Origin of the sequence: Prosthecobacter sp., assembly GCF_020439865.1 — a bacterium.
Lineage (GTDB): Bacteria > Verrucomicrobiota > Verrucomicrobiia > Verrucomicrobiales > Verrucomicrobiaceae > Prosthecobacter.
Window position 1 is genome coordinate 1 of record NZ_JAGRPF010000017.1, and the last position, 14,171, is coordinate 14,171.

General features: G+C 59.9%; 14 protein-coding genes. 11 read left to right on the forward strand and 3 right to left on the reverse strand.

Features of this window, described 5'->3' with window-relative positions; translation table 11 throughout:
- The 5 genes from KDL09_RS01170 to nadB all read left to right on the forward strand — a co-directional run.
- Positions 1 to 428 (forward strand): LysM peptidoglycan-binding domain-containing protein (locus KDL09_RS01170; protein ID WP_294380483.1); only part of this gene is annotated, 428 nt, incomplete at its 5' end.
- A gap of 18 nt (positions 429 to 446) precedes the next feature.
- Positions 447 to 1,607: a putative peptidoglycan glycosyltransferase FtsW gene (locus KDL09_RS01175; RefSeq protein WP_294380486.1), complete on the forward strand. Its 1,161-nt coding sequence runs from the start codon at positions 447 to 449 to the stop codon at positions 1,605 to 1,607.
- A gap of 14 nt (positions 1,608 to 1,621) precedes the next feature.
- Positions 1,622 to 2,734, forward strand: coding sequence for an undecaprenyldiphospho-muramoylpentapeptide beta-N-acetylglucosaminyltransferase (gene murG, locus KDL09_RS01180; RefSeq protein WP_294380488.1), 1,113 nt, complete (start codon positions 1,622 to 1,624; stop codon positions 2,732 to 2,734).
- A gap of 130 nt (positions 2,735 to 2,864) precedes the next feature.
- Complete coding sequence (locus KDL09_RS01185; RefSeq protein WP_294380490.1) at positions 2,865 to 3,983, forward strand: aldo/keto reductase; 1,119 nt, start codon at positions 2,865 to 2,867, stop codon at positions 3,981 to 3,983.
- Between the two features lie 48 nt (positions 3,984 to 4,031).
- Entirely contained in the window at positions 4,032 to 5,636 is a 1,605-nt protein-coding gene (nadB, locus tag KDL09_RS01190; RefSeq protein WP_294380493.1) for an L-aspartate oxidase, read from the forward strand.
- A 92-nt stretch (positions 5,637 to 5,728) separates the two neighbouring features.
- On the opposite strand, the gene KDL09_RS01195 is transcribed toward nadB, so the two are convergent.
- Entirely contained in the window at positions 5,729 to 5,935 is a 207-nt protein-coding gene (locus tag KDL09_RS01195; protein ID WP_294380495.1) for a hypothetical protein, read from the reverse strand.
- Between the two features lie 145 nt (positions 5,936 to 6,080).
- Between KDL09_RS01195 and KDL09_RS01200 the strand changes: the two genes are divergently transcribed.
- A complete protein-coding gene (locus KDL09_RS01200; protein WP_294380497.1) occupies positions 6,081 to 6,806 on the forward strand; it encodes a hypothetical protein in 726 nt (241 codons plus the stop codon).
- Here the strand turns inward: KDL09_RS01200 and KDL09_RS01205 are convergent, their stop codons facing one another.
- Complete coding sequence (locus tag KDL09_RS01205) at positions 6,807 to 8,576, reverse strand: Hsp70 family protein (RefSeq protein WP_294380499.1); 1,770 nt, start codon at positions 8,574 to 8,576, stop codon at positions 6,807 to 6,809.
- A 23-nt stretch (positions 8,577 to 8,599) separates the two neighbouring features.
- On the opposite strand from KDL09_RS01205, the gene trpD reads away from it, so the two are divergent.
- The 5 genes from trpD (at position 8,600) to KDL09_RS01230 (ending at position 13,334) form a co-directional block, all read left to right on the forward strand.
- Positions 8,600 to 9,637: an anthranilate phosphoribosyltransferase gene (trpD, locus tag KDL09_RS01210; protein ID WP_294380502.1), complete on the forward strand. Its 1,038-nt coding sequence runs from the start codon at positions 8,600 to 8,602 to the stop codon at positions 9,635 to 9,637.
- A gap of 60 nt (positions 9,638 to 9,697) precedes the next feature.
- Positions 9,698 to 10,579 carry a hypothetical protein gene (locus KDL09_RS01215; RefSeq protein WP_294380504.1) on the forward strand — a complete coding sequence of 294 codons (882 nt, stop codon included), beginning with the start codon at positions 9,698 to 9,700 and terminating at the stop codon, positions 10,577 to 10,579.
- 38 nt (positions 10,580 to 10,617) lie between these two features.
- Positions 10,618 to 12,087, forward strand: a complete 1,470-nt coding sequence (gene gatB, locus KDL09_RS01220; protein ID WP_294380506.1) for an Asp-tRNA(Asn)/Glu-tRNA(Gln) amidotransferase subunit GatB — start codon at positions 10,618 to 10,620, stop codon at positions 12,085 to 12,087.
- 100 nt (positions 12,088 to 12,187) lie between these two features.
- Positions 12,188 to 12,340 (forward strand): small basic protein, encoded by a 153-nt coding sequence (locus KDL09_RS01225; RefSeq protein WP_294380508.1) that lies wholly within the window; start codon positions 12,188 to 12,190, stop codon positions 12,338 to 12,340.
- A 10-nt stretch (positions 12,341 to 12,350) separates the two neighbouring features.
- Positions 12,351 to 13,334 (forward strand): pseudouridine synthase, encoded by a 984-nt coding sequence (locus KDL09_RS01230; RefSeq protein ID WP_294380510.1) that lies wholly within the window; start codon positions 12,351 to 12,353, stop codon positions 13,332 to 13,334.
- On the opposite strand, the gene KDL09_RS01235 is transcribed toward KDL09_RS01230, so the two are convergent.
- Positions 13,216 to 14,106 carry a diacylglycerol kinase family protein gene (locus KDL09_RS01235; RefSeq protein WP_294380512.1) on the reverse strand — a complete coding sequence of 297 codons (891 nt, stop codon included), beginning with the start codon at positions 14,104 to 14,106 and terminating at the stop codon, positions 13,216 to 13,218. The genes KDL09_RS01230 and KDL09_RS01235 overlap by 119 nt on opposite strands.
- Positions 14,107 to 14,171: the final 65 nt, after the last annotated feature.

A 14,171-nucleotide genomic window follows, 5' to 3' on the forward strand; every position in this document is an offset into this window, starting at 1 on the left:
CCGCAGCTTTGCCGCCACCCTCCAATCCACGTGTGGTGTCCCTGCTGCAGGAGAAGGCGCCGGCGGCGGCAACCGAGAAACCCGTCGTTTCCAAATCTCGGGAAGAACCCAAGCCCATCGTCAAAGCGGAGCCCAAGCCGCTCGCGAAACCGACTCCGGTGCCACCTCCGACACAGATGCTGAAGAAGATCGCCGAGACTCCTCCTGCACCCAAGAAGGCCGAACCTGCGAAAAAGGCTGCGGACACGCCCCCCAAGACCGTGGCCAAAACAACTCCGGCGCGCACGCATGTGCTGAAGTCGGGCGAGACGCTTTACCGTCTCTCGACGAAGTATGGAGTTTCCGTCGCAGCGATTCAAAAGGCCAACAACATCAAAAACCCCAACGCTATGCGTGAGGGAATGAAACTGACGATTCCAGCCAAGTAATTTCGCCATCGCAGTCCCATGGCCAGGCACTCTGTCATTCTGCTGATCCTTTCGGTTTTGTCGTTGATCGCACTGGGAGTCACCATGCTCGCGAGCACGACTTTCGAAATCGCACAGGAGGGTGGAGAGGACTATGTGACGCTGTGGCGGCAGCTTGGCTGGCTTGCGGTTTCGATGGTCGCTTGTGTGGTCATGGCGCTGATCGACTACAATGTGTGGATGCGCTGGCGCTGGCACATTCTGATCGCCTGCACGGTTCTTCTGGTGCTGTGCTACGTGCCGATGATTGGCGTGAAGATCAATGGATCGAAACGCTGGATCGGCCTGCAGGCGCTCGGCGTCTCGGGCTTTCGTCTGCAGCCTTCCGAGTTCGCCAAAATCGCGTTGATCATCGCCCTGGCGGGATGGTTCGGGACACATGAGGCTCTTACCCGCACGTTCTGGCGCGGCTTTGTGCTGCCGGGTTTGATTTTGCTGGGCGTCGTGGCACTGATCGGCTGCGAGTTTGATCTTGGCAGCGCTCTGCTGGCTTCGGCGGTGGGTCTTGGGGTGATGTTTGTGGCGGGAACCAAGATGCGGTATCTCGCGATCATTGTCGTGCTCTGCGGCGGCGGACTCGCGGCGGGCATCAAGTTCCTACCAAACCGGTTTGAGCGCATCATGGTCACATTTGACCTCGAAAATCACAAGGAGGACCTGGGACTGCAGCAATGGGTGTCGAAGCTGGCCTTCGGTTCCGGCGGTCTCGAAGGGCGCGGTTTGGGTGAAGGGCGCATGAAGCTGTCCTACCTGCCGGAGGCGCACACGGATTTCATTTTCCCCATGGTCGGCGAGGAACTGGGCATGCGAGGCACGGCCGCCGTGGTGCTGGCCTTTGCGGTGCTGGTGATGGCCGGGATGGTCGTCTCCGCGTACGCACCGAATCGATTTGGCAAGCTTTTAGGTGCCGGAGTGACTTTTTTGCTCGGAATGGAAGCGCTCTTGAACATGGGCGTGACCACTGCTTTGCTGCCCAACAAGGGGTTGCCGCTGCCTTTCGTAAGTTACGGAGGGTCCAGTCTCGTCGCCGCGATGGTCGCGGTGGGCATCCTGATCAACATCCATCGCCAGGGCGTGCATCTGACGTGGGATCAACTTCCGGTGATCCGCAGAAAGCGCCGCTGGACTCCACAGCTTTAGCCTTTTGAATCTTAGTGAAACAGAAAAATTTGAAGTCCATCCACGTGCTTATCGCGTGTGGTGGCACCGGGGGGCATTTGTTCCCCGGCATTGCCGTCGGTGAGGTTCTGGCCTCACGCGGTCACGACGTGACCCTTCTGATCAGCGAAAAAAAAATCGACACCCTGGCCGCCTCCGGGCATCCGGAACTGCGGTTTGAGAAAATGCCATTCCTCGCCATGCCGAAGCCATGGTCGCCGAAGATGATCGGCTTTCTCAAAGGACTCTGGAAAGGGACGAAGGCCTGCCGGAAAATCATTCGTGACCACGAGGTCGATGTGGTGCTCGGCATGGGTGGCTTCACTTCGTTTGCGCCGTTGTATGCCGGGCGCAAGGAAGGCTGCACCACGCTCATCCACGAGAGCAACGCCATCCCGGGCAAGGCCAACAAACTCAACGCACGCTACAGTGACATCGTCCTTTGCGGGCTTGAAGCCTGCAAGCAGCACTTCCAGAAGCACGATGATGTGCGCGTGGTTGGCACGCCGATCCGCAGCAGCATGCGCAAGCAGAACGGCGATGATCCGCGGGCCTTCTTCAAGCTGGACAAGGACAAACGCACCCTGCTCGTGATGGGAGGCAGCCAGGGCGCGCGTGGTGTGAACCGTGCCGTGGGCCAGGCGCTCGAACAGTTTGAAAAGATGGGCATTCAAGTGCTGCACATCGCCGGACCGACCGACTACGAGGAAGTGCGCGATGTTTACGCGAAGATCCCGCTGCTCAAGCAACACGTCGCCGCGTTCTGCCATCGCATGGACCTCGCTTACCGCGTGGCCGATCTTGCCATTGCACGTTCTGGAGCCTCGTCGATGTCGGAACTGGCCTACTTTGGTGTGCCGAGCCTGTTGGTGCCGTATCCGTATGCCGCAGAGGATCATCAGACACGCAACGCCGAGATTTTTGACAAGGCCGGTGCGGCGAAAATGATGAGGGAAAGCGACTTGAACGCCGACACGCTCGCCGATGCCGTTCGCAGTGTCTTCAACGACTCGCGCAAGGCGGGTGAAATGAAGAAGGCCGCTCAGAAACTCGCCGTGAAGAACTCCGCCGAGAAGATCGCGGATCTGTTGGTCAAAGCAGTTGCCTGATAGCCTGTTTTCCCACGACTCCGCCAATTTTGCCAAATCTTGTGCCCCGCGTCCGGGACCAGTGATCCCTGTTTGAAAGGCCCGGCGTACTCGGTATGTATCCGCCCCTCAAAACCCAACTAGACATCTTATGAACCTGACACGGACGGCCTACGGAACCTGGAGCGGCGGACGCTTCATGCACTATGGAGAGCAGCTCACCGAGGAGCACTACATGCAGCTCATGCGCGATTCGTTTGAGAAGGGTGTCCGTACCTTTGTCACGGCCGATGTCTACGGCGTCGGGCGCGCCGATGCGCTGTTGGGAGAGGCTCTTAAAGGCATTCCGCGTGAAGAATACTGCCTCGCGGGGATCGTCGGACATGACATTTACGACGGCATTCGCCAAGGATCACGTGGTTACCCGCGGTTCACTGATCCAACGCTGCGCGGGCCGGACAAGTATTACGACTACCTCAAAATGGCGGCGGAGAAGAGCCTGGAGCGCTGCCAGACCTCGAAGTTTGACCTGCTCATGCTGCACAATCCGGACAGCATCGCCTACACGAGTGAGAAAGTGTGGGATGCTTTCACCGCGTTGAAGACGGAAGGCCTGACCGACCGCCTCGGCATCGCCCCCGGACCTGCGAATGGTTTCACGCTCGACATGATCGAGTGCTTCGAACGTTTCGGCGATCGCATGGACTGGGCGATGATCATTTTGAATCCGTTCGAGCCCTGGCCCGGCCAGCATGTGCTCGGAGCGGCGGAGAAGAACGGCATCGATATCCTCGCGCGGGTGGTGGACTACGGCGGCCTGTTCCACGATGACGTCAAACCCGGTCATAAATTCCGCGACGGCGACCACCGCACCCATCGTCCGGGAGACTGGATCGAGCACGGAGTCGAGAAGCTCGAAAAAGTACGGCCTTTCGCCGAGAAGCATGGTCTCACCATGCTCCAGCTTGCCTGTCAGTGGACTTTGGGAAACAAGGCGGTCAAGAGCGTGGTTCCCACGCTCATCCAGGAGCACGGAGAAGGTGCGCGCACCATCGAGAGCAAGCTCGACGAGCTTGCCGCCCTGCCCGAACAGCGTCTCAGCGCCGAGGAAATCGAAGCCATCCGTCAGATCGGCGATAACACCGGCTGCATGGCCCTCAAAGGCGCCAGCCAGCGCCACGAAGGCCAGGAACCGCGCGCCGATGAATGGCCGATGCGCCCGGATCTGCTCGACCTTGCGACGCGCTGGAGTTTGGGCACTTCGTGGTAGTGCATTTGCATCTTGGCGGTTCCGCGCTGAAAGAGTCACCCATCACTCATGATCGAGGCAGACTTTATCATTGTCGGAACCGGAGCGGGCGGACTGGTCGCGGCGTTGCATGCTTCGGAGCATGGCCGGGTGGTGATGATCACGAAGCGCGGTGTGCTCGATTCCAATTCGAACTGGGCGCAGGGCGGCATTGCCTGTGTCACGGCAGAGGATGATTCGATCGAGAAGCATGTGAGCGACACGCTCATCGCCGGTGCCGGTTTGTGCAAAGAGCAGGCCGTGCGGATGATCGTGAGCGAAGGTCCCGCGCGGATCGCGGACCTCGTGAAATGGGGGGTGCATTTCGACCAACGCGAGGCGGTGGACGGCCATCTGGAGTTTGATCTGACTCGTGAGGGCGGCCACACGGCGAGACGCGTGCTTCATGCAGCGGATGCCACCGGACGTGAAATCACGGAGAAACTGCTCGCCGCCGTTCGTGCCAACCCGAACATCACGATCTACGAGAATCATTATGCCATCGATATTCTGACCACGGCCAAACTGGGGCTGGTCTCGGAGGATCGCGTGCTCGGGCTGTATGTGCTCGATGAAAACAGCGGCGAGGTTCACACCTTCCGCTCGGACCGTGTCATTCTCGCCACCGGCGGCTGCGGGCGCGTTTATTTATACACGACCAATCCACGTGTGGCGACGGGCGACGGTGTGGCGATGGCCTGGCGTGCGGGTGCAACGATTTCGGACATGGAGTTCATCCAGTTTCATCCGACGTGTCTCTACCATCCCCAGAAGCGCTCTTTTCTCATCACCGAAGCGATGCGCGGCGAAGGTGCGCGGCTCATTGACAAGGACGGTGAAGAATTCATGCAGCGCTATGACTCCCGTGGATCGCTGGCGCCGCGCGACATTGTCGCACGGGCGATCGACCACGAGATCAAGCGCACCGGTGGTCCCTGCGTGTACCTCGACATCAGCCACCGGCCTGCTGAATTCATCGCTCATCACTTCCCGAACATTCAGAGGGCCTGCCTGGAGGTCGGCATCGACATTACGAAGGAACCGATTCCTGTCGTGCCGGCGGCGCATTATCAGTGCGGCGGTGTGCTCACCGATGTGAATGGGGCCACCAGCGTGCGTGGCTTGTGCGCCGTGGGCGAGGTCGGCTGCACCGGCCTGCATGGAGCGAACCGTCTGGCGAGCAACTCGTTGCTCGAGTGCTGCGTCACCGCTCAGCGCGCCGTGGCGCATCTGCTCAAAAAGATGCCTCTCGGAAAGAAGGCCGAGCAAACCTACGAGCTGCGGCCCTGGCAGGTCAGTGGTGTGGTCGAAAATGATGAACTTGTGGTCATCTACCACAACTGGGACGAAATCCGTCGTCTGATGTGGGACTACGTCTCCATTGTGCGCACGAACAAGCGCCTCCAGCGTGCCGCCGCCCGTTTGCGCAATCTCAAGCGAGAAGTGCAGGAGTTTTACTGGAATAACCGTGTCACTAGCGAGATTCTCGAGCTGCGCAATCTCGTCGAGACAGCCTCCCTCATCGTCGAGTGCGCCATCCGCCGTCATGAGAGCCGGGGCTTGCATTACACGCTGGACTATCCGCAAACCGATGACACGAGGCCGCCGCAGGTCTCCACCTTGCGCCGCTATTAGATTTATGATCAGCGCCGCTGATTCTGTGCTGGTCGCGGTTCCTCGTCTGTTTTGAACGGCAGCGTTGGGTTTCTGTCCACCTTTTTGTGCCGTCATTTGGGATTTGAGACAATCTGTCCCGCCTGGCGGTGTGCGCGGCGAATTACATATTGCCGTTTACCATGTAAATCTGCTACAATTCCGTTCAATCGCGTTACCCCCATGTCTGTCGAACGTTCCATCAGCTCCTTGATCGTCGTCGCGTCGCTTGCGACGGTGGTTTCGGTATTTGGCCAAGGGGCGTCATCGGTGTCGGCCACGGGAGCTGTGGCGGCTCTCAAAAAGGGGGATGCGGGCGTGGCAGCCTCAAAAAATCAGTCCGCGGCGCCGGCGGCGAAACCTAGTTCCCAGCCTCCGCCCCCCCGCAGCATTGCTGCCTCTTTGCCCAATTTCAACAGCTCCTCCATGCCGCGCCTCGGTTATGCGAAGTATCCTTGGAAGGTGGACATTGTCGCCACGGTCTTCTGGGTTGGGGAGCAGCCGACGGAGAACAATCCGACACCCAATGACAAAAGCTCCTGGGACACGAAGTGGATGGAGAACTTTGGGGGCTACGACGACCCTGATCCAACGAAGCGCACGGACAGTTTTACCCCGATCGGATTCACGCCGAAGCAAAACCCGTTTTACATCGCGCTGCCGTACAACGACTGCGTTGATTACAACTCGCACAAGCCGGAGGCGTCTAGGGTCATTCCTTGGTTCAAGCAGCGCTTCGTTCGTTCCGGCAGGACCGTGCTGAAAGGCCAGTGGATTGCCATTCGCTACGGCAACCGTGTCTGCTATGCGCAATGGGAGGACTGCGGTCCCTTCGTCACGGATGATCATGAGTATGTCTTTGGCAACGCACGGCCGAAGAACACCAACAACCGTGGTGCAGGACTCGACATCTCACCGGCGGTTCGTGATTATCTTGGCATGTCCAGCAGCGGGCGGTGCGACTGGCGCTTTGTCGATGTCAGCGAGGTTCCTGCGGGTCCGTGGCGCAGCTTGGGCAGCAACAACCATTTCGTCACCCAGCAGAAGGTGGAGCAAGCACGCGAACACACTGAAATCTCCTCCCGCCTCGAAGAGCTTCGCCGCATGCGCGACGCCTACTTCCAGCAGAACGGGACGGGCGCTGCTCGTTGATCAAACCAGTCCGCGACGAGCGAGTGATTCTTCCATCGCGCGGTCGATGAGCATCACTGCGAGAGACTGCGTGGCATCGTCTAGCTGCTGCGTGGCGGATTTGAGGGCTTTGGCGTCGTGATTGACTGATTCGAGCAGCTTTTTGACCTGGGCGGCCTGGTCGCGGACGTTTTGGGACTCGTCCTGACTGATCACGTCACCGAGTTGCGCGAGCGCGGCATCGACGGCGGGCAGCAGTTCTTCGGCTTTGAGCATCGCCTCGGTCCAAATGCGTTCGTTCATGTCCTCGAAGGCGAAATCGACACTTTCGGCGATCATCTGCTCCACGCGTTCGTCTTCGACATCGATGGCGGTGCCGCGGATTTCGAGCGTGATGTCCTGATTCGTGGCCGTGTCGCGGGCGAGGACATGGAGAATGCCGTTCGCGTCGAGACTGAACTGCACACCGACGCGAGCGCTGCCTTTCGGTCCGGCAGGAAAGGGGACCTCGATGCGGCCGAGCTCCCAGTTGTCCTTGGCCAGTTCGCGTTCGCCCTGAAGGATGCGAATGAGCATGCTGTCCTGGTTGGCGACTGCGTTGGTGAACATTTCTCCGGCTTTGGCAGGAATCGTGGTGTTGCGCGGAATGATGATGTTCATCAGGCCGCCGAAGGTTTCGATGCCGAGCGAGAGCGGAGTGACATCGAGGAGGAGCACCTGGCGCAGACTGCCGCTGAGAATGCCCGCCTGAATGGTCGCGCCGAGCGCGATGGCTTCGTCGGGATTCTGTGAGGTGTTGGGCTCGCGTCCGAAGATTTCACGAACGTAGTCACGCACCAGCGGCATGCGCGTGCTGCCGCCGACGAGGATGACCTCGTCGAGCTCCTCGGCTTTGACACCCGCATCGCTCAACGCACGCAGACAGTGCATGCGCGTGCGCTCGATCCACGGGCGGGCGATTTTTTCGAGTTCGGCGCGGGTGATGTCCAATCCGTGGAAGGAGGTCGTGTCGTCGGTGGAGAGGCGTTTTTTGACCACCTCGGCGCCTTCGAGCACGCGGATGTCATGTGAAGGCAGGTTCAGCCGTTCAGCGATAAACTGAGCGAGCGAACGATCAAGGTCGTCGCCGCCAAGTTGTGTGTCGCCAGCGGTTGAGAGCACCTGAAAGACGCCATCGCGCATTTCGAGTACGGAAACATCGAAGGTGCCGCCACCAAGGTCATAAACGGCCACCTTTTGATGCTCGCTGAGTTTATCGAGCCCGTAGGCGAGTGCGGCGGCGGTCGGCTCGCTCAGAATGCGCACCACTTCGAGGTCGGCGAGCTCTCCGGCGCGTTTGGTGGCGGTGCGTTGCGCGTCATTGAAGTAGGCGGGCACCGTGATGACGGCCTTCGACACGCTTTGCTCCAATGCTCGTTCCGCGACGGCTTTGAGATGCTTCAAGATTTCTGCCGACACTTCGACAGGGGTCGTGTTCAGCTCATTGAGCGAATAAGGCGGAGCCCATCCAGCCTCTCCGGCACGACGACCTATGAGGCGCTTCACCGAAGTGATGGTGCGCGTGGGATGCAATGCGCGTTGTCGCAAAGCAGGGGCACCAACGGTGATCGTTCCGTCCTCGGCGATGCAGACGGCGCTCGGAGTGCTGCGACTGCCGTTCTCATCGGCGAGCAGAATCGGAAACCCGCTGTCCACGACGCCAACGAGAGAGTTCGTCGTGCCGAGGTCGATGCCGAGGATGGGGTCCGGGTTCAAAGTTTCAGGTTTCAAGTTCGAGGGTTGCTTAAACACGGGGCGGCATTCAAAATCAAATCATGGAATTGCTCACCAACCAGCTTCTCTCCAAAACCAACCTCAATGATGCCCAGATTGCCGAGGCGGCTGCGGCGTTGGTGAACCCGGAGGTTTCATCGGCGGTGAAGGCGGATTTTTTGCGCGCTTTGGCGAAAAAGGGTGAGACCCCGACGGAGATCGCGGCGTTCGTGCAGGCGTTTTTGAAGCTGGCGGTCGATCCGGGCATTGATCGAGCGAAACTGCCGGGGCCGATGCTGGATGTGGTCGGAACAGGAGGTGACCAACTGCATCTCTTCAATGTATCGAGCACGGCGATGTTCATTCTCGCCGCCGGTGGTGTGTGCGTGACGAAGCATGGCAACCGCGGCATCACGTCGAAGGCGGGTGGAGCGGATGTGCTGGAGGCGCTGGGCATCAAGATCGATCTGCCGAAGGAGCGTGTGGTTGTGGGCATCGAGAGCATCGGTCTCGGGTTCTTTTTCGCTCCGCTTTATCATCCTGCGTTCAAGGCGGTGGCGGAGGCGCGGAAGCTCCTCGCGGCGGAGGGCCAGCGATCCATTTTTAACGTACTGGGTCCTTTGCTGAATCCCGGCCGGCCGGATTACCAGCTCATCGGCGTGTTTGATCCGAAGCTGACGCGTGCCTTCGGCGAGATCCTGGTCGAACTCGGACGCAAAGGCGCCTGGGTGGTGCATGGAAGCGCAGGCGCGGGACGCGGGATGGACGAACTCTCCACCCTTGGGGTCAACGACGTGTGCCAGCTTGCTGGCGGGAAAATCAGTGAGACGAAAGTGGATCCCAAGGAGCTTGGGTTTGGCAGGTCGACGATCGAGGAATTGACGGGCGGTGACGCCTCGGAGAATGCGATCATTCTCGAAGGGGTGCTGGCGGGAACGATCAAAGGGGGGAAACGCGACATCGCGGTGCTGAACGCCGCGGCGGGCTTTGTGATCACCGGCACAGCTCCGGATCTTGCTGCCGGAAAGGACATGGCGGAGGAGCTTCTCAATCGCGGCGCTGCCCATGCCAAGCTGCGCGCGATGCAGGATTTGTGCTGAGCAATTTTTCCTGCGAGACAGCGCGGCAGGAGATGTTACGATGCATACACCCCTTTCACCGTGCCCCTGCCCTCGACCACCGAAGTTCTCGACACCGTTCAAAAGGTTCCCTCCAGCACCTGGGTGACCTGGGGCACGATCGGCTTCATGTGCTTCGCGGCGGGTATTGCCTTTGTGCGTGGCGTGATGAAGCAGATCATGGGGGTGCTGACGCTGGCCGTGTCTGTGGGCGCGGCGTTTTACGTGTTTCGGCATCGCGTGCAGTTCTTCGGAGCGGCAAACATGAACACGGACCATCTGCTGCTGCTGTGTGCGGCCGCCGGACTGCTGACGTATTTTGTACTGAAGGGAGGGCTGTATCTGCTCGCCGGCTTTGGCTTCATGAAGCTCGCCGGAGGCATGGACGGTTGGAAGGGCATGCTCATGAGCTTTGTGCCCTCGGGAGCGTTGCTGTGGATCCTCACATTGGTGTTGCGATTGCTCGGCAATCTCGAAGGCATGGAAAGTGCCGCCGAGGTGATGAAAAAAGGCGGCGCGTTGGAAAGCCAGGCCAAATCCATCTGGCACAGCCTCAGCCAGCGAATGGACGGCACGCCCATCGGGAAACTCGCCACGAGCCTCGACCCCTACGACATCAAGGCGACCGCCAATCTCGCCCGCCTGCTCATTCTCTGGCCTGAAGGCAGCATGTGGCAGCATCTTGCCGCACAGAGTCCTTCTACCGCCCAGGCACTCAATCATTCCCGCATCGTCGAGCTTGGTTACGACCCGGGGGTGCGAAAAGCCATCGAGAACCGTGACTTTGCCGGGCTGATGCAGATGAAGAAGGTCGAGGAGGCTGCCAATCACCCCGATCTGGCGCCTGTGTTGAGCGGATTGGCGCTTGAACAAGCGATGGATTCCGTCGTTTATCAGCGCCCGCAACCGGTGCGTTTGAATTGATAGCCCGGCGCGCATCCGTTCATCTTTTCGCACTGCACATGCCCAAATACATCGTCACCATCGGCCTCGAAGTTCACGCGCAGCTCACCACGCGCAGCAAAATGTTCTGCGCCTGTCCTGTCGAGTATGGAGTGGAGCCGAACACTCACACCTGCCCGACCTGTCTCGGGCTGCCAGGCGCTCTGCCGGTGCTGAACGAGGCGGCGATCGAGAAGACCATTCTGACCGGCATGATGCTCGGCTGCGAGACGCCGCCGGTGGTGAAGTGGGACCGCACAAACTACTTCTATCCGGACATGCCGAAGAACTACCAGATCACGCAGTTCGACATGCCGCTCTGCCTCGGCGGCGGCGTGCCGCTGTATGATCTCGCCTATCCGAAGGATGCGCAGAAGAGCATCGCCAATCCCGGCAAGGTGGTGAAGCTCACGCGCATCCATCTGGAGGAAGATGTGGGCAAATCGACCCACCATGAGAAATTTACCACGCTCGACTTCAACCGCGCCGGCACGCCGCTGATGGAGATTGTCAGCGACCCGGACATCGACAGTGCGGAGGAGGCGTTTGCGTATCTCACGAGCCTGCGCCAGATCCTGATCTACGGCGGCGTGAGTGATGCCGACATGGAAAAGGGCAACCTGCGCTGCGACGTGAACATCTCCGTGCGTCCTGAAGGACAGAAAGAACTCGGCGTGAAGATCGAGCTGAAGAACATCAATTCGATGTCCGCCGTGCGCCGTGCCATCAAGGCCGAGACCGAGCGCCAGATCGACATTCTGGAAGGACGCAACTCAGAAAAACTTGTGCAGAGCACGCGCCGCTGGGACGACGATCTCGGCGAGACGACGCTCATGCGCTCCAAGGAAGATGCGCACGACTACCGCTACTTCCCCGATCCCGATTTGCTGCCCGTGCGCACGGCGGCACTAATCGCCAAGGTGAAGCCTCAGGTTCCCGAACTGCCGCACGAAAAGCGTGCCCGTTTTGAGGCGGACTATGGCTGCAGCGCTTACGACGCCGGAGTGCTGGCGAGCGAGAAGGAACTCGCTGCATGGTATGAGGCTGCCGTGGCCGCCGACACCAAGGTTCCTGCCAAAAAGATCGCCAACTGGGTCATCAACGACCTGCTCGGCGTGCTGAACGACCGTTCGCTCACGATCCACGACTGTCCTGTGAAACCCGAGGCGCTCAGCGCGCTTGTTGCGACTGTGGAGGCCGGAAAAATCTCCAACAACCAGGCCAAGGAGGTTTTTGCCGAGATGTTCGAGACTGGCAAACCCGCCGCTGAGATCATCAAGGCCAAAGGCTTCGAGCAGGTCAGCGACACCGGTGCCCTCGAGGCCATCGTGGATCAAATCCTCGCCGCGAATCCCGAAAAAGTGGCTGAAGTCAAAGGTGGCAACGAGAAGGCCATGAACTGGTTCACCGGTCAGGCCATGAAGGCCAGCCAGGGCAAGGCCAACCCCAAGATGGTCACCGAGATCGTGCGGCGGAAGGTGCTGGGTTAGCCCTTCCAGCCGCGGTGATGCGACAAACCCCTTGCACCTCGGGTGGAGGCGGCTATTCTCCGCGCCCTTTTTCTGACCACCCCCAGCCCCGTATCACACCATGTCCCAGCATCGCAGCCTCAAGACCGCCGGTTCCGTCGGCACCAAGCGCAGTGTTCTGAAGCGCGGAGAGCGCATCAAGCTGCTTAAATCGCGTGGTCAGTGGCAGGAAGGCCGTCTCCCGACGAATCTGCCGAAGACCAAGCCGGAATAAGGCTTCTCCTGTGCGCCTGAACCGATATTTGAGCCAGTGTGGCGTGGCCTCACGGCGTGGCGCGGAGGAAATCATCCTCGGCGGACGTGTGTCGATCAATGGACATGTCATCACCGAGCTCGCCACGCAGGTGCAGCCCGATGACAAGGTGGTCGTAGATGGTTCCCCGGTGCGCGCGGAGATGCCGGTTGTCATCGCATTGAACAAGCCGAAAGGCTATCTCTGCTCCCGTGGTGACAAGCATGAGCGCATGACGATCTATGATCTCCTGCCGCTGAAGTATCAGAACCTTCACCACGTGGGCCGGCTCGACAAAGAGAGCGAGGGGCTCCTGCTGCTGACAAATCGCGGTGACCTTTCCCATCGGATCATCCATCCGAGCCAGGGCGCCGAAAAGGAATACGAAGTCATCGTTGATCAGCCGCTGAATGCGGAGGTGATGGCCAAACTCGTCAAAGGCATGATGACGGAGGAAGGTTTTGCCCGTGCTGAGCGTGCATGGATGGACACCGACTATCGGGCGCACATCGTCCTGAAGATGGGACTCAAGCGTCAGATCCGCATGATGTTTTACTACCTCGGTTACGAGGTCACACGCCTTACTCGCATCCGTATCGGCTGGCTGAAACTCCATGGGCTGGCCAAAGGCGCCTACAAAGAACTCACGCCCACCGAGGTCGAACGCTTCTTCAAGGAAGAGCCCGCCAAGCCGCGTCTCACGCGTAAACCCGCCGCCGAGGGTGACGAAGAGAGCGAAGGTCTTCCCGTTCGCAAACCTTCAGCACGCTCCAAACCGGCGCACGGCAAGAAAAGCGGACCCTCGGGCCGGTTTGCCGAGGAAAAACCCTCTCGTTTCAAACCCCGTCCGGGTTCTTTCAGTCAGCGATCACATTCAGGCGAAACGGGGCGGGACGAACGACCACGGGGCCGTTCAGGTCCGCCAGCTCGCCGTCCAGCTCCACGGGGACCTCGCCGTGGTCCGAAGTCACGGTGAACTCGCTCGTCTGGAGGTAGTCCAGGTATTCGCAGGCTTGGTAGCCGTCGAGCAGCATGCCGCGCAGCAGTTGCAGAAACTCCATGCCTCCCAGGCCGCGGAAGATGATCAAATCGAGTTTTCCGTCGGTGTTTGAAGCCTCGCGAAACAACGGGAATGGCCCGCCGTAATGCCTGCCATTGCCGATCAGGACCACGGTTCCCATGAGCGGCGCTTTGCCGTCGATTTGAATATTGAGCGCGGGCGGCGGGCGCATCAGCACGTTCACGGCGCTGATGACGTAGCTCAGCGGCCCGTATTTTTTCTTCTGCTCCCAGGAGGTTTCCTTCACGATCTGGGCGTCGAGTCCCACACCGCCCAACTGGACAAAATAATGTTCGTTGGCCATCCACAGGTCGATTTCGCGACGCTGGCCGGAGGTGATCTTTTCCCAGCAGCCTTCAATATCCCGCCCCGGCAGCTTCAGTTCCACCGAGAACACGTTCATCGTTCCCAGTGGCAGCACGCCCAGCGCGGTGTGTGTTTCGCCTGGATTACGGCGTGCGTTTGCCCGGCAGAGGCCCTGCAGCACTTCGTTCATTGTGCCGTCGCCTCCTGCGGCCACGATCAACTCGTGGCCCTCGGTGGCGAGGCTTTCCGCGATCGCCGTCGCATCGCCCGGACCGGTGGTCAGATGCAGTTCCGGAGCCGGGGAAAGGCTGCGGAGCACCTGCTCGAGGCTGGCGGCCTTGGTGCTGCGGGCGGCGGGATTCAGAATGACCGGGATGGGCATGAGGGCGGCATTCTTGGCACGTTGCGATGACTTCGCAAAGCCTCATGCCCGTCCGCTTGTGAAAC